17 protein-coding genes are annotated in these 21,225 nt (G+C 59.1%); 9 read left to right on the top strand and 8 right to left on the bottom strand.

Annotated elements, in window-relative coordinates; all coding sequences use genetic code 11:
• Positions 1 to 52: 52 nt before the first annotated feature.
• Positions 53 to 976 (bottom strand): LysR family transcriptional regulator, encoded by a 924-nt coding sequence (locus CMQ96_RS18995; protein WP_165775020.1) that lies wholly within the window; start codon positions 974 to 976, stop codon positions 53 to 55.
• Positions 977 to 1,065: 89 nt separating this feature from the next.
• On the opposite strand from CMQ96_RS18995, the gene CMQ96_RS18990 reads away from it, so the two are divergent.
• A complete protein-coding gene (locus CMQ96_RS18990; RefSeq protein ID WP_098067166.1) occupies positions 1,066 to 1,560 on the top strand; it encodes a GNAT family N-acetyltransferase in 495 nt (164 codons plus the stop codon).
• A gap of 243 nt (positions 1,561 to 1,803) precedes the next feature.
• A complete protein-coding gene (gene gap / locus CMQ96_RS18985) occupies positions 1,804 to 2,802 on the top strand; it encodes a type I glyceraldehyde-3-phosphate dehydrogenase (protein ID WP_098067165.1) in 999 nt (332 codons plus the stop codon).
• A 463-nt stretch (positions 2,803 to 3,265) separates the two neighbouring features.
• Here gap and aldA read toward each other — a convergent pair whose 3' ends face one another.
• The gene (aldA, locus tag CMQ96_RS18980; RefSeq protein WP_098067164.1) at positions 3,266 to 4,705 is read right to left on the bottom strand and encodes an aldehyde dehydrogenase; all 1,440 of its coding nucleotides are present in this window, start codon (positions 4,703 to 4,705) and stop codon (positions 3,266 to 3,268) included.
• 276 nt (positions 4,706 to 4,981) lie between these two features.
• Positions 4,982 to 5,773 (bottom strand): YdcF family protein, encoded by a 792-nt coding sequence (locus tag CMQ96_RS18975; RefSeq protein ID WP_098067163.1) that lies wholly within the window; start codon positions 5,771 to 5,773, stop codon positions 4,982 to 4,984.
• 410 nt (positions 5,774 to 6,183) lie between these two features.
• Here CMQ96_RS18975 and CMQ96_RS18965 point away from each other — a divergent pair, with 410 nt between their 5' ends.
• The 6 genes from CMQ96_RS18965 (at position 6,184) to CMQ96_RS18940 (ending at position 12,875) form a co-directional block, all read left to right on the top strand.
• Positions 6,184 to 7,458 (top strand): Glu/Leu/Phe/Val dehydrogenase, encoded by a 1,275-nt coding sequence (locus CMQ96_RS18965; RefSeq protein ID WP_004120918.1) that lies wholly within the window; start codon positions 6,184 to 6,186, stop codon positions 7,456 to 7,458.
• Between the two features lie 177 nt (positions 7,459 to 7,635).
• Entirely contained in the window at positions 7,636 to 8,067 is a 432-nt protein-coding gene (locus CMQ96_RS18960) for a MarR family winged helix-turn-helix transcriptional regulator (protein WP_004138995.1), read from the top strand.
• Positions 8,067 to 9,719, top strand: a complete 1,653-nt coding sequence (locus CMQ96_RS18955) for an MFS transporter (protein ID WP_024358294.1) — start codon at positions 8,067 to 8,069, stop codon at positions 9,717 to 9,719. The genes CMQ96_RS18960 and CMQ96_RS18955 overlap by 1 nt, the downstream gene beginning before the upstream one ends.
• Before the next feature lie 19 nt (positions 9,720 to 9,738).
• Positions 9,739 to 10,824 (top strand): HlyD family secretion protein, encoded by a 1,086-nt coding sequence (locus CMQ96_RS18950; RefSeq protein ID WP_004138997.1) that lies wholly within the window; start codon positions 9,739 to 9,741, stop codon positions 10,822 to 10,824.
• Complete coding sequence (locus tag CMQ96_RS18945) at positions 10,821 to 12,200, top strand: efflux transporter outer membrane subunit (protein ID WP_024358295.1); 1,380 nt, start codon at positions 10,821 to 10,823, stop codon at positions 12,198 to 12,200. The genes CMQ96_RS18950 and CMQ96_RS18945 overlap by 4 nt, the downstream gene beginning before the upstream one ends.
• 15 nt (positions 12,201 to 12,215) lie before the next feature.
• A complete protein-coding gene (locus CMQ96_RS18940) occupies positions 12,216 to 12,875 on the top strand; it encodes an O-methyltransferase (RefSeq protein WP_024358296.1) in 660 nt (219 codons plus the stop codon).
• A gap of 48 nt (positions 12,876 to 12,923) precedes the next feature.
• Here CMQ96_RS18940 and hrpA read toward each other — a convergent pair whose 3' ends face one another.
• Positions 12,924 to 16,826 (bottom strand): ATP-dependent RNA helicase HrpA, encoded by a 3,903-nt coding sequence (gene hrpA, locus CMQ96_RS18935; protein WP_098067162.1) that lies wholly within the window; start codon positions 16,824 to 16,826, stop codon positions 12,924 to 12,926.
• Positions 16,827 to 17,030: 204 nt separating this feature from the next.
• Between hrpA and azoR the strand changes: the two genes are divergently transcribed.
• A complete protein-coding gene (gene azoR, locus CMQ96_RS18930; RefSeq protein WP_004120936.1) occupies positions 17,031 to 17,636 on the top strand; it encodes an FMN-dependent NADH-azoreductase in 606 nt (201 codons plus the stop codon).
• A gap of 35 nt (positions 17,637 to 17,671) precedes the next feature.
• Here azoR and CMQ96_RS18925 read toward each other — a convergent pair whose 3' ends face one another.
• The 4 genes from CMQ96_RS18925 to paaK all read right to left on the bottom strand — a co-directional run bounded on the left by CMQ96_RS18925 (position 17,672) and on the right by paaK (position 21,225).
• Positions 17,672 to 18,082 carry a GFA family protein gene (locus CMQ96_RS18925; protein WP_098067161.1) on the bottom strand — a complete coding sequence of 137 codons (411 nt, stop codon included), beginning with the start codon at positions 18,080 to 18,082 and terminating at the stop codon, positions 17,672 to 17,674.
• Between the two features lie 8 nt (positions 18,083 to 18,090).
• Positions 18,091 to 18,687 carry a phenylacetic acid degradation protein PaaY gene (gene paaY / locus CMQ96_RS18920; RefSeq protein WP_049131065.1) on the bottom strand — a complete coding sequence of 199 codons (597 nt, stop codon included), beginning with the start codon at positions 18,685 to 18,687 and terminating at the stop codon, positions 18,091 to 18,093.
• 9 nt (positions 18,688 to 18,696) lie between these two features.
• Positions 18,697 to 19,623 (bottom strand): phenylacetic acid degradation operon negative regulatory protein PaaX, encoded by a 927-nt coding sequence (paaX, locus tag CMQ96_RS18915; RefSeq protein WP_176518993.1) that lies wholly within the window; start codon positions 19,621 to 19,623, stop codon positions 18,697 to 18,699.
• A gap of 285 nt (positions 19,624 to 19,908) precedes the next feature.
• Positions 19,909 to 21,225: a phenylacetate--CoA ligase PaaK gene (paaK, locus tag CMQ96_RS18910; protein WP_098067159.1), complete on the bottom strand. Its 1,317-nt coding sequence runs from the start codon at positions 21,223 to 21,225 to the stop codon at positions 19,909 to 19,911.

Here is a 21,225-nt window from a genome sequence, read left to right as displayed (position 1 = left end):
CATGTGTTATCTGATGAGTTAAGCATATATCGCTGGCTCGTCAAACGAGACTTCAGGCGCGCTCCGCCGCGGCCCACTCCCTCAGCTTCGCTTTCAGCCACTGGCTCGCGCCGCGCTGCCCGCTCCGCTTATGTGAATAGATTTTCACCTCGAATGGCGGAACCTCAAACGGTAGTTCAAAAACCTTCAACTTCGCCGCGCCGAGCATTTTTTCCGCTGCCGAGCGCGGTATCGCCATAAGCAGTTCACTTTGCGCAATAATGAAGGGCGCGCTCAGCATAGAGGGCGTTTTGATGGTGATATGCCGCGCAAACCCCATTTTCGCGAGCTGTACGTCGAGAACCCCCTGGCTTTCATTCCACGGGGTAACCACCAGATGCTGGGCTGCCAGGTAATCCGCCAGCGTTAGCCGGGACCGGCCGGCGTGGCTTATCGCAACATAATCATCTTTCAGCCAGCAGATCTCATCCAGCTCCGGATGCTCTGCTTCATTCAGGGCGCTAAACCCCAGCGCTAAATCCACCTCGCCGGCCAGCAGTTCCGTCAGCGCCGGGCTGTGCGGCAGATAGCGCAGCTCGAAACGCAGGCCGGGCGCCTGTTGCTGTAGCCTGGGCATCAGCGTCGGGAAAACGCACTGCGCGGTGAAATCCGTGATCGCTATCTGTAAGCAGTCGGTACTGGCTGAGGCGACAAACTTCGGCTGCGGGGTCAGCTCCTGATCTAAAAACGTTAACGCCGAGGCAATAGAAGGCGCGAGCTGGGTGGCGAACACGCTGGGGCACATACGATGCCCTTCGCGATAGAAAAGCGGGTCATTGAGCGCGGCGCGCAGCCTGGACAGCGCGTGGCTTAACGCCGAGGTGCTCATCGCCAGCTCTTCCGCCGCCAGGCGCACAGAACGATAGCGGTAGACCGCCTCGAATACCGGCAGCAGGTTCAAATCAAGACGGCGAAGGGCTGGATGCATAATATTCATCATTACGTGATTTCATTGCACTTAATTCTTCTAACCTTAACGTTTATGCTTTGCGGTATCAAACTTACGATGGCACAACAGGTAATCCAATGAATATGACCATTCGTCAGGCCAGCCCGGCGGACGCAAAAGCAATTTATGACATGATTTACGAGCTGGCGGTGTATGAAAAGGCGCCGGAACAGGTGGTCACCACGGTTGAGGAAATCCAGGCATCGCTTTTCGCCAGCGACAGCAAAACGGAAGCGTTAATCTGCGAGATTGACAATAAGATCTCCGGCTACGCGGTGTTCTTTACCAGCTATTCCACCTGGCTCGGCCGCAACGGCATCTATATGGAAGATCTCTACATCACCCCCGAGTTTCGCGGCCGCGGCGCAGGAAAAGCGCTCCTGAAAACCATCGCTCAGCTGGCGGTAAAAAGAGAGTGCGGTCGCCTGGAGTGGAGCGTGCTCGACTGGAACCAGCCGGCCATTGATTTTTATCTGAGCATTGGCGCCGTTGCGCAAAGTGAGTGGGTTCGCTATCGCCTTGACGGCGCTGCGCTTACCGCTTTTGCTGAACTGGGCAGGGCCGCCGACTAGTCCGCCATCAGGCGGGTCCTTCTCTGGCCCGCCTTTTCACTCCGTTGCCAATATGCCCCTGGCGTATAAAGCTGAAACAAAAAATTATTACCCCTTAACGCCCCGCCCGCAACCCGCCGAATTTATTCACTTTTCCGTTCGCGTTTTTATCAGCATTTAACGGCGCCAAATAAATCGCTGGTTGCCCTATCCCGACGGCTGGACTAAGCCTGGAGAAGTTTTCACCTGACCTGGAGATTCTTCATGAGCAAACTTGGGATTAATGGATTTGGGCGTATTGGACGTTTAGTACTGCGCCGGTTACTGGAGGTCGACAGCCCTTTAGAGGTCGTGGCGATTAACGACCTGACATCACCTAAAGTGCTGGCCTACCTGTTAAAGCATGATTCAAACTACGGTCCTTTCCCATGGAGCGTGGATTTTACGGAAGATGCGCTGATCGTTGATGGCAAAAAAATTACCGTTTATGCGGAAAAAGAGGCTCAGCATATTCCGTGGAAAGCGGTAGGCGCCGAGCTGATTGTCGAGTGTACGGGTTTTTATACCTCCGCGGAGAAAGCGCAAGCGCATCTTACCGCCGGGGCTAAAAAAGTGCTGATCTCCGCGCCCGCTGGCGACATGAAAACCATTGTCTATAACGTTAACGACGACACGCTGGACGCCAACGATACGATTATTTCCGTGGCCTCGTGCACCACCAACTGCCTGGCGCCGATGGCGAAAGTGCTCCATGACGCCTTTGGTATAAAGGTGGGGACCATGACCACTATTCACGCCTATACCGGTACGCAATCGCTGGTTGACGGCCCGCGCGGCAAGGATTTGCGCGCTTCCCGCGCCGCGGCGGAAAATATCATTCCGCATACTACCGGGGCGGCGAAAGCCATTGGGCTGGTTATTCCCGAGCTTAGCGGCAAGCTGAAGGGTCACGCCCAGCGCGTACCGACCAAAACCGGGTCGGTGACTGAGCTGGTGTCAGTGCTGGAGAAAAAGGTCTCCGCCGAAGAAGTCAATCAGGCGATGAAAAACGCGGCGGTGAACAACGAATCATTCGGTTATACCGAAGAGGAGATCGTTTCGTCGGACGTTATCGGCAGCCATTTCGGTTCCATTTATGATGCCACGCAGCTGGAGATTGCTGAGGTTGGCGATCTGCAGCTAGTGAAAACCGTGGCCTGGTACGATAACGAGTATGGCTTCGTTACCCAGCTTATCCGGGTGCTGGATAAATTCGCGAAGTAAGGCGCAGACTACTCGGCACGCATAGCCCGGGTAAGGCGTCAGCCGCGACCCGGGGGGCAGTCTGCGGGCTGGGTAGCCGGACAGATACACAGCAACGCCTCCGGGAAATTCTGCTACTCCGCGCTCTGCTCCCGGGGGCGGCGCAAAGCGCCTTGCCCGGGCTACAGGTACGTGCGGCCTGCGTTTGGGTAGCCCGGGTAAGGCGTCAGCCGCGACCCGGGGGGCAGTCTGCGGGCTGGGTAGCCGGACAGATACACAGCAACGCCTCCGGGAAATTCTGCTACTCCGCGCTCTGCTCCCGGGGGCGGCGCGGAGCGCCTTGCCCGGGCTACAGGTACGTGCGGCCTGCGTTTGGGTAGCCCGGGTAAGGCGTCAGCCACGACCCGGGGGACAGCCTGCGGGCTGGGTAGCCCGGACAGATGCGCAGCATCGCCTCCGGGAAACGCGCCGCTCCTCTGCTAAATCAGGCCTGCAGATAGACCACCTGAGTTTGCAGATACTCATTCAGGCCGTGACGTCCGTCGGCGCCGCCGATGCCCGATTTACGCCATCCGGCATGGAAACCCTGCATCGCTTCGAAGTTTTCGCGGTTAATATAGGTTTCGCCAAACTTCAGCCCCTTAATCGCCTTCATCGCGACGTTCAGGTCGCGGGTATAGATTGACGACGTCAGCCCATAATCGCTGTCGTTGGCCATCGCCAGCGCCTCTTCAAGGGTATCAAACGCCACCACCGGTAGCACCGGACCGAATGTCTCTTCATGCACGATATCCATCTCCTGGCGCACGTCCAGCAGCAGCGTCGGCGGATAAAAATAGCCCCTGCCCGTCACCGCTTTCCCGCCAAGGGCGACGCGCGCGCCCTGGGCGACCGCTTTTGCCACCTTCTGCTCAACGCGCGCCAGCGCGGCGGCGTTAATCAACGGCCCCATCGCGAAATCGTCCCGTGCCGCCGGATCGCCAAACTGTACCGCCTTCAGCGCTTCGCCAAGGCGATTAACGAAGCGATCGTAAATGCCCTTTTGCACGTACACGCGCTCGACGCAGTTGCACACCTGCCCGCTATTAATGACCCGAGAATCCACCACCGCCTTAACCGCCAGCTCCAGATCCGCATCGTCCATCACGATAGCGGGCGCTTTCCCGCCCAGCTCCAGACACACTTTAGTGATGTTTTTCGCCGCCGCGGCCATAATCTTCTCGCCCGCGGCAACGCTGCCGGTCATGCTGACCATCGCCACTTTCGGATTGCCTGCCAGCTCCTGGCCTACGGTTTCTCCGCGGCCCAGCACCAGGTTAAAGACCCCTTTCGGCAGACCGATATCATGGACGATTTGCGCAAAAGCGATGGCGTTATTCGGCGTAAATTCACTCGGTTTAATGACGATGGTATTGCCGGTAATCAGCGCCGGCGCCAGCTTACGGGCAATCAGGAAGAACGGAAAATTCCACGGCAGGATGCCGGTCGTCACACCCAGCGCGCGCTTAAATACCAGAATGTTCTCCCCCGGGCGGTCGCTCTGCACAATTTCACCTTCATAACGGCGCGCCCACTCGGCCATATAATCAAGATAATCGGCGGTAAAAGAGACCTCCACCGCCGCCAGCTGCTGGATTTTTCCGCCCTCAGCGACGATCAGCGCGGCGATCTCTTCCGCACGTTCGCGGATACCGGCGGCGATTTTGCGCAGCCATCCCGCGCGCTCAATCGCTGGCAGGGCCTCCCAGCCCGGCTGCGCGCGCTCGGCGGCGAGAATCGCGCGCCGCGCATCCTCCGCGCTGCCGTCGGGGATCCGCGAAAGCAGCGCTTCCGTTGCCGGGTTGATCACATCAATCCACGCATCACCGCGGCCGGGTTCAAACTGGCCGTCAATATACATAGGGTGTTGAACGGGTGCTGTCATGGTCTGCTCCTCAGGATTATTGTTTTTAACAGGTGAACTAGATGTTAAAAATTATCGTCCGTCAGGCAAAGAGACAGCATGAGGGCTTGTTTTTGTGAGATATTTCATAAAAAGAGACGAAACTAACGCGCAAAAAATCACAATTCAATAACACGAGCTGCCCGTTTGCGATACCGCCAACGCAAACGGGCAAATTTCCCGACGCGACGACCAGGCCATGCGTCCAGAGAAGGGAGAAACGCGGAGCGGCAGCGATGAAAAGCGCTTTATGGTTACCTAAGCCAGCTGCCGCGCGCTTAGCGCATCGGAGAGCAGGCGGTCGTCGCGCAGCGTCTGCCACGCCTGAGCAATGTGCGGCGGAATATCCACATGGGCGATAAAACCCTTGCCCAACGGGCCGTAACCCTGCGGGTTATCCGCCAGCCGCGGCGGCTCGCCGAGGATCAGCGCCAGATAGCGCCCCACCGGCCACAGCCCACTATCTTCCCCGCAAAACGTGACACCGTCACGCCCGTTGCACAATACTGGCGCGCACCCCGGCGTGCTGTACCACGTCGGCGCTCGCGGGGCGTCTTGCCAGACGCGGGCAAACGTCGCCATCGTTCTGCGCTGCATGGTCGGATCCTGAATCACCACGCCCGTACGATGGGCAATGCCCCTCTCCTCAAGCATTTGCCGGGTAAAGTGCGCGTTCTCTCCGCAGTTGGTGGAGCGATCCTCCACCACGATGTGTTCGCGCGGAATAGCCCAGAACTGATGGGCGATGTCGGCCAGGATATGCGCTTCGGCGCGATCCCTTACCGCAATGGCGCGGTAGCGCGGGTCGTTCAACACCGACTGGTATAAAAACGAAGTGGAGTGACCGATACCGCCGCTGATCAGCAGCGGAACCGCGTGCCGCGCCGCCAGCTGGCAGGCGAAATCGATGGTCGGGATCACCGCGTTGCCAGCCAGCACCACCACCTCTATGTGCGGGTCACGGGGCAAATCATCCTGCGCCAGCCAGGCGCCCAGCTGGTTCGCCGCGGCCAGTACCGCCTCGGGTAGCGATGGAAAATGTTCTGACATGTTCTCTCCTGTTAACACTCTCAGCCGTAGATTAGCGGCCACCATCTTAGACGCTGGCGCGAACTTTGGGTAATAAAGCGCAAATAGCGCACCCACGCCTCTTAAGCAACAAAGTCAACACATCTGAATAGCGTTTTATTCACTTTTTGAAGAGGGTCAAGAATCTAATAAATAGGGAGAAAGGGTTACAACTACGGCTTTAATGCACAAAAATGCATATTCATCCATGAAGAGCCTTGTTTTGCGTTTTTTTATTCATAAAAAGCTGAATCCCAGCCGCAACAACAGCATATTCTGCATTTTTGCCAAATACCGTCCCATTAAATTGGTGATAACATTCTCGTTACAGAGTTTATAGCTGTACCTTTCCACGGTTAACAAAATAATTATCACTGCGAAACAGGACTCTTATGGAAAAGTTATCTTACGCTTCTGAAAGTAGTACATCTCCATGGACCACCTACCTGCGTCAAATCGATCGCGTCGCGCCCTACCTCGGCGATCTCGCTTTCTGGATTGAAACCCTGCGCCATCCGAAACGCGCGCTCATCGTTGATATCCCGGTGCAAATGGACGATGGTACTATCCGCCACTTCGAAGGCTATCGCGTTCAGCACAACCTCTCGCGCGGACCGGGTAAAGGCGGCGTGCGCTACCATCCTGATGTTGATCTGAATGAAGTGATGGCGCTTTCAGCCTGGATGACCATCAAGTGTGCGGCAGTTAATATTCCCTACGGCGGCGCCAAAGGCGGCATCCGCGTCGACCCGTTCTCATTGTCGGAAGGTGAACTGGAGCGTTTGACCCGCCGCTATACCAGCGAGATCGGCATTATTATCGGGCCGCAAAAAGATATTCCGGCGCCGGACGTCGGCACCAACGGCAAAGTGATGGCCTGGATGATGGATACCTACTCCATGAACCACGGCACTACCATCACCGGCGTGGTCACCGGCAAGCCGATTCACCTCGGCGGTTCGCTGGGCCGTGAAAAAGCCACCGGCCGCGGCGTATTCGTCACCGGTCGCGAAGTGGCTCGCCGCAGCGGTATCGAAATCGAGGGTGCCAAAGTCGCGCTACAGGGTTTTGGTAACGTGGGTAGCGAAGCGGCCCGCCTGTTTGCAGGCGTCGGCGCGCGGATTGTGGTGATTCAGGACCACACCGCCACCCTGTATAACGAGGGCGGTATTGATATGGCCGCGCTGACCGCATGGCAGGCCGAGAACAAGCAAATCGCCGGTTTCCCTGGCGCCCGCGAAATTGCCAAAGAAGCGTTCTGGACGACGCCGATGGATATTCTGATCCCGGCGGCGCTGGAAGGCCAGATTACGCGCGAGCGCGCCGAAACCCTCAGCTGCAAACTGGTGCTCGAAGGCGCTAACGGCCCGACCTATCCGGAAGCGGACGACGTGCTGGCCGAGCGCGGCATCGTGGTGGTGCCTGACGTTATCTGTAACGCCGGCGGCGTCACCGTGAGCTACTTCGAATGGGTGCAGGATATGGCCAGCTTCTTCTGGAGCGAAGAAGAGATCAACGCCAAAATGGACCGCATCATGACCGATGCGATCGTTCACGTTTACGAAAAAGCCGTGGAAAAAGCGTGCTCTTTACGCACCGCCGCCTATATCGTGGCCTGTGAGCGGATCCTGATGGCGCGTAAAGATCGCGGTATATATCCGGGATAATCCCCCCTTCTCAGCCCGGTGAATGCCGGGCTTGAGACCAGGCTCCTCCTTTCCCTTCCCAAGGCTTCTTCCACAATAAACGCACATACCGTTAACCTGTTTTTATCAAACGGGCTTGAATTCTCGTTTTTGCCAGGCAAAAATCATTAGAGTTCTAACGATATTGCAGATTGACCTATGGATAGCCGACAGCTTAACTTTTCCCATCTTTTGTATCTCACCGCCCACCATTGGCGGCTGGCGGTCAACCGCCGGCTTAAGGGCCTCGGCATGAGCCAGGCCAGTTGGGTCGCCGTTTCCGCCATCGCGCGCCACGAACAGCCGCTATCGCAAAGCGAGCTGGCCCAGGAGCTGGGCGTCGAAAGCGCAACTCTCGTGCCGCTGCTCAACCGTCTGGTCGATGTTGGCCTGGTCGAGCGGATTAAAACCGAGCGCGATAAACGCAAACGGCTGCTGATCGCCACCGCTAAAGGCCTTGAGGTGTATCAGCAGGTGAAAACGGTGGCCGATGATTTACGTGAGGAGATCCTCACCGCCATCACCCCCGAGGAACAGCGGCAGACGCAGCGGGTCCTGGAGAAGCTGCTGCGCGAGGTCGAGAAAAAATAATGCCTCGCCGTAAAGACAATCCCTATGTGCCCCACGACTGGGCCCCGCACGAAAAACCGGCGATCCTCGGTTCGCCGTCCACCCCGATCCACAGTACGCCAAAACGGATTGCCTACGGGATCGTCGGGCTGCTGGTCTGCCTGACCGGCGCGCTGGGCAACGCGGTGGTGACCGCCAATCTACAGCTGTTGCAGGGGACCTTTGCTGCCTGGTCGACGGAGATTGCCTGGCTCCCGGCGGTCTACGTAATGACCAACGTCTCCATCAACCTGCTGCTGGTGAAGTTCCGCCAGCAGTTCGGCCTGCGCGCTTTTACCGAAGGTTTTCTCGTCCTCTACGTGCTGGTGACCTTCTTCCACCTGTTCGTCAACGACCTCAGTTCCGCGCTGATGGTGCGCGCCGCCCACGGCATGGTGGCCGCGGCGCTAAGTTCGCTGGGGATTTATTATCAAGTGCAGGCCTGGCCCGCCCGCCATCGGCTCAAAGCGCTGACCATCGGCATCACCGGTTCATCGCTGGCGATCCCGCTGGCGCGCCTGTTTTCAACCGAGCTGCTGCAAATTGACGAGTGGCGCGGGCTGTACTTCTTTGAACTGGGGCTGGCGCTGGTGTCGCTGGCCTGCGTAATCGCCCTCAAGCTGCCGCCAAGCGATCGGAAAAAGGTGTTTGAGAAAAAAGACTTCATCACCTTCTTCCTGCTGGCGCCGGGGATGGCGCTGGTCACCGCGGTACTGTCGCTGGGACGGCTGGACTGGTGGTTCGAAGCGCCGTGGATCGGCTGGGCGCTGGCGGGGGCGGTGGTGCTGATTGTCTCCGCGATTGCCTTTGAGCATAACCGCAGCAACCCGCTGCTCAATATCAAATGGCTCTCCAGCGGCAGTATTCTGCGCCTCGGGCTGATTATGCTGCTGATCCGTATCGTGCTGGCGGAGCAGAATACCGGCGTCATCGGCTGGCTGCAGTACGTCGGCCTGCAGAATGAACAGATGACCAACCTGGCGTGGTCGATTTTCGCCGGGATCCTTTGCGGCATCGTCGCCAGCTGCCTGACGCTCAACCCGCAGCGTCTCTACTGGCCTACCGCCACGGCGCTGGCGTTAATTATGGTTGGATCGCTGCTCGACAGCCAGTCGACGATCCTCACCCGCCCGGAGCAGCTGATGTTCAGCCAGTTTCTGCTGGGCTTCGGCAGCGCCTTCTTCCTCGCCCCGGCGATGCTGGCGGGGATTGGCGGGGTCATTGCCGACCAGCGCAACCTGGTGAGCTTCTCGGTGCTGTTCGGCATGAGCCAGAATATCGGCGGCCTGCTGGGCTCCGCCATTCTCGGTACTTTCCAGACCTGGCGGGAAAAGTTTCACTCCAGCCAGCTCGCCGACCAGCTCACCACGCTCAATCCGCTGATTACCGAGCGTTTGCAGCAGTACAGCCAGATGTATCAAAGCCAGATTGGCGACAGCACCCTGCTCAACGTTCAGGCCACCACGCTGCTGCAAAACGCCGCCACGCTGCAGGCTAATATTCTGGCTTACAATGATACCTATCTGCTGACGGCGGCGATTTCAGCCGCCACGCTGGTATGGGTTTTCTGGCGCTTAATAAGATTACGTATTACCGCCCGCATCGCGCTGAAACGCGCGACGGGTAGCAAATAAAATTTACTCTGGAGTCATTATGAGTCAGCAGGATGCGGCCAAACAACAGGCCAACACCCGAAATAATATTCGCATCGTCTCGATTTTCACCGCCGCCGCCATTGGCATCGTTGGCGTACTGGTTATTCTCTACGCCTGGCAACTGCCGCCGTTTACCCGTGAAAGCCAGTTTACCGATAACGCCTACGTTCGCGGGCAAACCACGTTTATCAGCCCGCAGGTCAACGGTTATATCACCGAGGTGAAGGTTCAGGATTTTAATCAGGTTAAAGCCGGCGACGTGCTGTTCCAGATTGACGAGCGCATCTATAAGCAGCGCGTCCATCAGGCACAAGCAACGCTGGCGATGAAAGAGGCGGCGCTGAAGAACAATCAGCAGCAGCGCAGAAGCGCCGAGGCGGTTATCGCACGTAACGAAGCGGCGCTGCAGAACGCCCGCGCGCAGAATCTGAAAACCCAGGCGGATTTAAAACGCGTTCAGGAGCTGACCGCCGACGGCTCGCTATCGATTCGCGAACGCGATTCCGCCCGCGCCAGCGCGGCGCAGGGCACCGCGGATATCGAGCAGGCCAAAGCGACGCTGGAAATGTCGCGCCAGGATCTGCAATCCACCATCGTTAACCGCGATTCGCTGCTCGCCGACGTCGCCAGCGCAAAAGCGGCGCTGGAGCTGGCGCAGATCGACCTGCAAAACACCCGGATTATCGCGCCGACGGATGGACAGCTCGGGCAAATCTCCGTCCGCCTTGGCGCTTACGTCACCGCCGGGACGCATCTCACCTCGCTGGTGCCGCCGCAGCACTGGCTGATCGCGAATCTGAAAGAGACCCAGCTGGCGCAGGTGCGCGTCGGACAGCGGGTAACTTTTACCGTTGATGCGCTGAACAGCGAGAAATTCACCGGCACGGTGCAGAGCATCTCGCCGGCGACCGGCGTCGAGTTCAGCGCCATTTCCCCGGATAACGCCACCGGTAACTTTGTCAAAATCGCCCAGCGCATTCCGGTACGCATCGCCGTTGATGAGGGGCAGAAGAACGGCCAGCGTCTGCGGCCGGGGATGTCGGTGCAGGTCACCATCGATACCCGCGCGGAGAAACAGCAATGATCCGCCCGCTCGCTCTCGCCGTTATCCTTGCGCTGGCCGGCTGCCAGTCCGCCGACGTTCAGCAGGCCGCGCCCGGTCTACAGATCCCCGCCGCCTGGCGGGCGGATGTCGGACCCTCCAGCCCCGTTGAGGGCGTGTGGTGGCGCAACTTCCACGACAGTACGCTCAATCTCTACGTTGACCAGGCGCTGCGCTACAACAGCGACGTGTTGATGGCTCGCGAACGAGTCAATGAGTACCAGGCCCGGGCCTACGCCGCCGATAGCAGCCTGTTTCCCTCGCTTGACGCCGGACTGACCGGCACCCGCGCGCGGTCTCAGTCGGCCGCTACCGGCCTGCCCGTTCACAGTACGGTGTATAAAGGCGCGCTGACCGCCAGCTACGATGTCGATATCTGGGGCGCCAACCGCAGCGCCGCCAGCGCGGCGCAGGCCAGCCTGGAAGCGCAAAAAGCCGCGGCCGCCGCGGCGAACCTGACCGTCGCCTCTTCGGTGGCGGTCGGCTACATCACCCTGCTGTCGCTGGATGAACAGCTGCGGGTGACGCAGCAAACGCTAAAATCGCGCGAAGATGCATTCAATCTGGCGAAGCGCCAGTTTGAGACGGGCTATACCTCACGCCTGGAGCTGATGCAGGCGGACTCCGAACTGCGCTCCACGCGCGCGCAAATCCCGCCGTTGCGCCATCAAATCGCCCAGCAGGAAAATGCGCTCAGCCTTTTGCTCGGCGCCAATCCTGGCGCCGTTAAGCGCAACGCGTTCGCGCAGCTTTCGCCGCTATCGCTACCGTCCCAACTGCCGTCAACCCTGCTCAACCGCCGACCGGATATCGTTCAGGCCCAGCGTCAGCTGGTGGCCGCCGACGCCACCCTGGCGTCATCGCAGGCGCAGCTGCTGCCGTCCATCAACCTTACCGCCACCGGCAGCCTGCAGGATCGCACCCTGCCGGACCTACTGGATAATCCGCTACGCTTATGGAGCCTCGGCGGCAGCATTCTGGCGCCGCTGCTTAACCGCCAGGCGCTGAATGCCCAGGTCGACGTATCGATGGCCCAGCGCAATCAGGCGCTGTATAGCTATGAAAAAACGGTGCGCGGCGCGTTTAAAGAGGTCAATGACAGTCTCGATGCGATTGGCCGCTACGGCGAGCAGCTCTCGGAGCTACAGGCGCAGGAGAAGGTGGCCCAGGAGACGCTGCGCATCGCGCAAAACCGCTATCGCAACGGTTATTCATCCTATCTGGACGTACTCGACGCCCAGCGTACGCTGTTTTCCACCCAGCTCAGCGTGGTACAGGTGAAAAACAACCTGCTGCTGGCGCAAGTCGATTTGTACCGGTCGCTGGGAGGCGGCTGGTCTGATTCATCAGGGACGTAAGACGGGAAATCTGACATGCAACAACAGTGGTCGGCAGTAGATAATTATCTCGTGGAAGCGTTAATTCCCAACGATCCGCTCCTCAGCCAGGTCCTGGAGAATAACCAGCGCGCCGGTCTTCCGGCGATCGACGTCGCCGCCAATCAGGGGCAGTTCCTGGCCCTGCTGGTGCGCATGACGGGCGCCAAACGCATCCTGGAGATCGGCACGCTCGGCGGCTACAGCACTATCTGGATGGCCCGGGAGTTGCCCGCCGATGGTGAATTGCTCACCCTGGAGGCCGACGCGCATCATGCCGCCGTCGCGCGCGAGAACCTCCGTCTGGCGGGCGTGGACGATCGCGTTGCGGTGCTGGAAGGCCCGGCGCTGACCAGCCTCGAAAAACTGGGCGATCGCCCGCCGTTCGATCTCATTTTTATCGACGCGGATAAGCCGAATAACCCCAACTATCTGCGCTGGGCGTTGCGCTATTCCCGCCCGGGGACAGTGATTGTGGGCGATAACGTAGTGCGCGACGGCGAAGTGACGAACCCGGATAGCGCGGACGACCGGGTGCAGGGGGTCAGAGCGTTTATCGACATGATGGGCAGCGACCCACGGCTGACGGTCACGGCCCTGCAAACGGTGGGCAGCAAAGGCTGGGACGGGTTCACCCTCGCGTGGGTGAACGCCTGACGTGACTCGCTGACCCCGGCAGCCCGCGCCACCGGGGTCAGTGACGGCTTAGGCCGCGATCTGCTCCATCGCCTGCAGCACCCGCTTATCGGAAATCGGATACGGCGTGCCGAGCTGCTGGGCGAACAGGCTGACGCGCAGCTCTTCAATCATCCAGCGGATCTCCTGCACATCGTCATCCTGACGGCGCCGAGGCGGTAGCTTATTCAACCACTGCTGCCACCTCTGCTGGAGGCTCTCCACTTTGAGCATCTGCGCGCGATCGCGGTGCGGATCGATCGCCATTTTCTCCAGCCGCTTTTCAATCGCCTGCAGATAGCGCAGCGTATCACCCAGGCGGCGGAAGCCGTTGCCGGTGACGAAGCCGCGATACACCAGCCCGCTCATCTGCGATTTGATATCCGACAGCCCCAGCGCCATGGTCATATCCACGCGGCCTTTCAGGCGTTTATTGATGTTAAACACCGCGGTCAGGATCTGCTCAACCTGTTTGGCGATTTCCACCACCGTCTCGTTGAGTTCAGCGCGCACCTTTTCATGCAGCGCGGCAAAGCCCTCTTCGCTCCATACCGGCCCGCCCGCTTCATCGATCAGCTTATCCACGCCGCAGGAGATACAGTCATCGATCAGATCCAGCACTTTGCCGTAGGGGTTGAAATAGAGCCCCAGCTTGGCTTTATTCGGCAGCTTCTCGTGCAGGTATTTAATCGGCGACGGGATATTCAGCAGCAGCAGGCGGCGCAGGCCGCGCCACATCTCCTGCTGCTGCTCGAGCGGATTATCAAACAGCTTGATCGCCACGCTGTCGCGTTCGTCCACCAGCGCCGGCCAGGCCTTAACTTTATAGTTGCCGCGCTTCTGCTCGTAGCTCTCCGGTAGCCGGCCAAAGCTCCAGATATGCAGCCCGCTCTGCTCGATACCGTCATCGGCGACCGCGGACAGCGTCTCCTGTACCTTGCCTTTCAAGGCATCTTTCAGATCCTGCAGCGAGCGCCCTTCATGTAGCTTCTTGTTTTTGTCGTCCACCACCCGGAAAGTGATTTTCAGGTGATCGGGCACCTGCTCCCACTGCCAGGCCTCGCGGTCGATAGTCACGCCGGTCATCCGCCGCAGTTCGCGCTCCAGAGAATCCAGCAGCGGCAGTTCCAGCGGCGTCGCGCGGCCTAAAAACGCCTCCGCGTAGTTCGGCGCAGGAACGAAGTTACGCCGTACCGGCTTCGGCAGCGATTTAATCAGGGCGATAATCAGCTCACGGCGCAGCCCCGGGATCTGCCACTCAAATCCGGCTTCTTCCACCTGGTTGAGCAGCGGCAGCGGAATATGCACCGTTACGCCGTCGGCGTCGGCGCCCGGTTCAAACTGATAGGTGAGACGCAGCTTCAGGTTGCCCAGGTGCCAGAAGTTCGGATAGTCGAGCTTGCTGACCTGCTCCGCGCCTTCCTTAATCAGCATGCTCTTTTCAAAGTTGAGCAGATCCGGCGTCTCGCGGCTGGCCTGCTTCCACCATTTATCGAAGTGGCGCGCGGAGATGACGTCATGGCTGATGCGCTGGTCGTAGAACTCAAACAGCGTTTCGTCATCGACGAGAATGTCGCGGCGGCGCGATTTATGCTCCAGCTCTTCAATCTCGTTACGCAGCTTGAGGTTTTCGCGGAAGAAGGCGTGGCGAGTCTGCCAGTCGCCCTCCACCAGCGCGTGGCGGATAAACAGTTCGCGGCACAGCGCCGGGTCAATCTGGCTGTAGTTGACCTTGCGGGCCGCGACAATCGGCAGGCCGTAAACGGTCACCTTCTCCGTCGCCATCACCGCCCCCTGCCCGCGCTCCCAGTGGGGTTCGCTGTACGAGCGTTTGATCAGATGCTGCGCCACCGGCTCGACCCACTCCGGCTCAATGCGCGCGGCGATGCGCCCCCACAGGCGGCTGGTTTCCACCAGTTCGGCGACCATCGTCCATTTCGGCGGCTTTTTGAACAACCCGGAGCCGGGGAAGATGGAGAAGCGAGCGTTACGCGCGCCGGTAAACTCCTGCTTGTCGGCGTCTTTCATACCGATGTGCGACAGCAGGCCGGTCAGCAGCGCGGTGTGAATTTCGCGATACTCCGCCGGCTCGCTGTTCACCGGCAGACCGAGCTCTTTGACCACCTGACGCAGCTGAGTGTAGATATCCTGCCACTCGCGCACGCGCAGGTAGTTGAGAAAATCGACCCGGCACTGGCGGCGGAACTGGTTCGAGGAGAGCGCTTTTTGCTGCTCGCCAAGGTAGTTCCACAAATTCACAAAGGCGAGGAAGTCGGACTCTTTATCGTGGAAACGACGATGCTTCTCGTCAGAGGCCTGCTGCTTGTCCATCGGCCGCTCGCGCGGATCCTGGATAGAGAGCGCTGAGGTGATAATCATCGCCTCGCGCACGCAGCCGTGTTTTTGCGCCTCCAGTACCATCCGCGCCAGACGCGGGTCAACCGGTAGCTGGCTGAGCTGGCGGCCCATCGGCGTCAGCTTATAGGCGGTCTGCTGTTCGTCGGTGGTAATCGCCCCCAGTTCCTCCAGCAGGCGTACGCCGTCCTGAATATTGCGCTTATCCGGCGCTTCAACAAACGGGAACGCGGCAATATCGCCCAGGCCCAGCGCGGTCATTTGCAGAATAACCGACGCCAGGTTGGTGCGCAGAATTTCCGGGTCGGTAAACGCCGGGCGCGACAGGAAGTCGTCTTCCGAATAGAGACGAATACAGATCCCTTCGGAGACGCGGCCGCAGCGGCCCTTACGCTGGTTAGCCGACGCCTGGGAAACAGGCTCAATAGGCAGGCGCTGTACTTTAGTCCGGAAGCTATAGCGGCTGATACGCGCGGTACCGGGATCGATAACGTACTTGATGCCCGGCACGGTCAGCGAGGTTTCCGCGACGTTGGTGGCCAGCACGATCCGCCGCCCGCTGTGGGCCTGGAACACGCGGTTCTGCTCACTGTTGGACAACCGCGCGTACAGCGGCAGCACTTCGGTATGGCGCAGATTCAGCTTATTGAGCGCATCGGCGGTATCGCGGATTTCGCGCTCGCCGCTCATAAAAATAAGGATATCGCCGGGGCTTTCGCGCCCGAGCTCATCAACGGCGTCAAATATCGCCTGCAGCTGATCGCGCTCGGTGTCGTCGGCGTCTTCAACGATGGGTCGATAGCGCACTTCTACCGGGTAGGTGCGCCCGGACACTTCGATAATCGGCGCGTTGTTAAAGTGGCGCGAGAAGCGTTCCGGGTCGATGGTCGCCGAGGTGATAATAATTTTCAGATCCGGGCGACGGGGCAGCAGTTCCCGCAAATAGCCAAGCAGGAAGTCGATGTTGAGGCTGCGTTCGTGCGCTTCATCGATAATAATGGTGTCGTACTGCATCAGCAGCCGATCCTGCTGGATTTCCGCCAGCAGAATACCGTCGGTCATCAGCTTAACCATGGTGTTATCGCTGACGTGATCGCTAAAGCGGACTTTATAGCCGATGCAGCCGCCCGGTTCCGTTTGTAGCTCTTCGGCAATACGGTTGGCGACGGTACGCGCGGCCAGACGGCGCGGCTGCGTATGGCCGATTAACCCTTTAACGCCGCGTCCCAGCTCCATACAGATTTTCGGCAGTTGGGTGGTTTTGCCCGAGCCGGTCTCCCCCGCCACAATCACCACCTGGTGGTCGCGCACGGCGTCGAGGATCTCCTGCTTTTTCTGGCTGACCGGCAGGTTTTCCGGGTAGGTTATCGCCGGTCGAGCGGCTTCGCGCAGCAGGACTCTCCCTGCCGCCTGTTCAATTTCTTGCGCCATCTCCTGAAGGATGGCCTGCTGGGCATCAGGATTTTTAACCTTCTTCACGCCGTGCAGGCGACCGGCGAAGCGCGACTTATCGCGCAGCATCAGGCCATCAAGCCGTGTAACGAGCTGAGAGAAGGTTATTTTTTGTTGTTCTGTCATAGCGTTATCGGGCAGCGCACTGCCGGGAAAAATCTCTTTTGATGTATTGCGTTAGAGTACCACATCCGCGCAATTCGTGCCTTGTTCAAAAAAACTGAATACAGAGTTCGATTTATTGCGCTTTCTCTGCGGCATGATTGTGAATAGAGTGTCAACAAGCACCAGGGCAACGGCCCGTCAATCACATTAAAAAAGGAAACACCCATGAGCAAAGTATTAGTTCTGAAATCCAGTATTCTGGCAGGGTACTCGCAATCTGGTCAGCTGTCCGACTATTTTGTTGAACAATGGCGTGAAAAGCACGCGCAAGACGTTATCACCGTGCGCGACCTGGCTGCAAACCCAATCCCGGTACTGGACGGGGAACTGGTTGGCGCTCTGCGTCCGAGCGATGCGCCGCTGACGCCGCGTCAGCAGGAAGCGCTGGCGCTTTCCGACGAACTGATCGCTGAACTGCAGGCGAACGATGTGATTGTTATCGCGGCGCCGATGTACAACTTCAACATCCCGACCCAGCTGAAAAACTACTTCGACCTGGTGGCGCGCGCTGGCGTGACTTTCCGCTACACCGAGAAAGGGCCGGAAGGTCTGGTGAAAGGTAAACGCGCGGTCGTCGTCACCAGCCGCGGCGGTATCCATAAAGATACCCCGACTGACCTGGTAACGCCGTACCTGTCTACTTTCCTTGGCTTTATCGGCATCACCGACGTGAACTTCGTGTTCGCTGAAGGCATCGCCTACGGCCCGGAAGTTGCAGCGAAAGCGCAGACCGATGCGAAAGCCGCTATCGACAGCGTTGTTGCCGCATAAGATTTGCCTCCTCCCGCCCCGGCGGGAGGAGTGTTTCACTTTTTCTCGTAGCGCAAATACCCCACCACGCCACCGCCGCCGTCTTTTGGATGATTCACGCCGTCGTTGACCTCCACGCAGGGAAAGTCAAAAGGCGACACGCCGTCAATGCAGGCCACATTCACGCCATACTGCTGCGGGTTTGAACGCCGTTGATGAAAAGTATAGATCCCACACACTGAGCAGAAAAAGTGCACGGCTTGACCGGTATTAAAACGATACTCCGTGAGCTTATCCCGTCCGCGGATAACATCGATTCCTGAAAGCGGCGCGGAGACCGCGACCGCCCCACGCATCCGGCAATATGAACAGTTACAGCGGCGAACGGTGTTGAAGCCATCGCTAAGCTCAACGGTAAACGCCACCGCGCCGCATTGGCACTGAGCGGATAATTTCTCTGCCATGATTTTCCCCCTCAGGATGAAGATTTCGGCCGTAAATTCTCATCAAACGCCAGCCGCTTTCTGTCCGGCTCTGCTTCTTTGAGCGGTTCCACCTGATGCAGCGTCTGTTTGCAGCGCTCCACCAGCATCTGATACTCCCGCGTCCCCTGCTTCTTCCAGGCCAGCTCCTGTTCGCTTAATGTACGAATGGCTTTCGCCGGACTGCCGACAATCAGATGGTTGGCGGGCATTTCGGCGTTGGCTTTGACAAAGGCCGAAGCGCCGACGATGCTGTTTTCACCAATGCTGGCCCCGTCGATGATCACCGCGCTCATGCCCACCAGCGCGTTGCGCCCGATGGTGCAGCCGTGCAGAATCGCGCCGTGGCCGATATGCCCCTCTTCTTCCACGACCGTATCCTGGCCGGGAAAGCCGTGCATCACGCAATTATCCTGGATGTTGGCGCCATCTTTCACCACGATGCGGCCAAAATCGCCGCGCAGGCTGGCGTTAGGGCCAACGTAGACCCCTTTGCCGAGGATCACGTCGCCAATCAGCACCGCGGTGGGATGAACGTAGCTCTCATCCGGTACCACCGGCGTCATACCGTCAATTTGATAAATGGGCATAGCCTCTCCTTATACGCCTGCGAGTCCGCCAAAGCGCTGGAAATAGAGCGGTCCCGGCGCGGGAAGTTCCCCCACCGAGCTTTCGCCCTTCTCGCCGACAAACGCCAGCGCGCCGGGGGCAACGCGTTGATAAATATTGATGCACAGCTGGCGCGCGGTTTGCCCGGCCCAGTGCGCGGGGAGCAGCTCTTCGGGCAGCAGCGGGTCTTTCAGCACTACCCGGCGATAGAAGTGAATCAGTAGGAGTTGAATCTGGAAACTGCGTTCGGGCGTCAGCTCCGCGGGCTCGCAGTCGCGAAGCAGCGGCAGCAGCGGTCGAAACAGGGTGATAAATGTTTCATACATCGCGTTCTGATCGGTAAGATGCCAGCACTCTTCAACGCGAGCGCGCAGCGCCGCCCGGGAGAGCGCCAGCGGGGAATGCGCTTCGAAGCAGATGACATTTTCCGCCACGCCCGCGTCGTGCAGCAGAGATTGCACATCCGCCAGCTTTTGCGACGGTGAAGCCAGCAGGCTCGGCGCCAGCGCGCCAAATCCCTGCCATAGCAGCTGTTTTTTGACCTCCGCCAGCGTGCTCTTCTCAAGCCCTTCCGACAGTAGCAGTAGCCAGGTGCCGTCCCATTCCGGGGCGCTGGCGCGATAGATTTTATGTTCGGCGCGGCGAGTCAAGCGCAGACCTTTGTCGCTGAGACGGTAGAAGCTTCGGCGGCCAATGCGCACCACGTCAAGCCACTCTTCTTTATTCAGGCGGAACAGCGCAGTACGCACGAATCGTTCGCCGAAGCCCAGTCCTTCCAGCAGCGCCGCTACGCTGCCGAGCCAGACCTCCCCACCTCGTTGGAGCAAGGCGTCGCCGTATAAAGAAGCAATAAGCGAGGTTCCACTGATGGGCATCGTTTCCGTGGCCTGTTGAATAAAGGTATCGAGTTTACTCATCTGATTCATTCTGTTGTTATTTTTGTCCTTTTTGAATCATAGCACAGGAAATCCCGGAGGCGGTGCTGGCGCACCTGTCCGGGCTACCGGCCCGCAGACGGCGATGAACACGTAGCCCGGCTAAGCGCAGCGCAAGCCGGGAAGAGGCCGAGCTGATACATCAATCCCGGCACACTCCCCGGGCCGTGGCGTAAACGCCTTACCCGGGCTACCCCTGTCCGGGACAGGGAGTTGTGTCGTCGTGTGGCCCGGACAGGCGCAATGCACCGCCTCCGGGAGAAAACGTTATCCGTTAGCGGCAACCTTGCGCAGGTCGAACACGCGACAGGCCTTGCCCTCGGAACGCGGGATGCTACCGCAGTTGACGATGCTGATATCGGTCGAGATCCCCACCATCGACTTGATCCGATGACGCAACTGATGGCATATCTGACAGCGCTGCTCGTGGTTCAGCGCCAGACCGCTCTCTTTTAGCTCCACGCGCACCGAAAGTGAATCAAGATGGCCCCGGCGATTAACTTCCAGCTGATAGTGCGGCGCCAGATGTTCGAACTTGAGGATCTCCTCTTCCAGCTGCGACGGGAAGACGTTTACGCCGCGAATAATCAGCATATCGTCGCTGCGTCCGCTAATGCGATCCATCCGACGCATGGTACGGGCGGTGCCCGGCAGCAGACGCGTCAGGTCGCGGGTGCGATAGCGGATCACCGGCAGCGCTTCTTTGGTCAGGGTAGTGAACAGCAGCTCGCCGTGTTCGCCGTCCGTCAGCGGCGTACCGTTGTCCGGATTCACCACTTCAGGGTAGAAATGGTCTTCCCAGATCGTCGGACCGTCGGCGGTCTCCAGACACTCCATCGCCACCCCCGGCCCCATCACCTCCGACAGGCCGTAGATATCCAGCGCCGAAATCCCCAGCCGACGCTCGATTTCCGTACGCATCGCGCGGGTCCACGGCTCCGCGCCGAACACTCCCACCCGCAGGGAGCAGCCGCTGGCGTCGCCGCCCATCTGGCGCTCCAGCTCTTCAATCAGGTTCAGGCAGTAGGACGGCGTCACCATAATCATATCCGGCTTAAAATCGCGGATCAGCTGGGCCTGCTTTTCGGTCTGGCCGCCGGACATCGGTATCACCGTCGCGCCTAAACGCTCCGCGCCGTAGTGGGCGCCCAGTCCGCCGGTAAACAGGCCATAGCCGTAGGCGACATGGATTTTGTCTTTCGCCGTGCCGCCCGCCGCGCGCAGGGAGCGGGCGACAATATTGGCCCAGTTATCAATATCGTTTTGCGTATAGCCCACCACCGTCGGCTTGCCGGTAGTCCCCGAGGACGCGTGGATGCGCACCACCTGCTCCATCGGCACCGCAAAGGTATCAAAGGGGTAGTTGTCGCGCAGATCCTGCTTGGTGGTGCAGGGAAACTTGCTCAGATCGCTCAGTTCGTGGAAATCGTCAGGATGAACGCCCGCCGCGTCGAATTTACGGCGATACATCGGCACATTGTCGTAGGCGTGCTTCAGGGTCCACTTCAGACGCTGGGTTTGCAGGGCCTGCAGCTCGTCGCGCGATGCGCTTTCAATCGGGTCTAATTGCGTTATCGTTGTCAT

Source organism: Klebsiella sp. MBT K-1, from assembly GCF_002556465.1.
In the GTDB taxonomy this organism is placed as follows: Bacteria; Pseudomonadota; Gammaproteobacteria; order Enterobacterales; family Enterobacteriaceae; genus Klebsiella; species Klebsiella grimontii.
The sequence above is the reverse complement of the archived record's forward strand: the minus strand, read 5'-3'. Positions and strand labels throughout refer to the sequence as shown.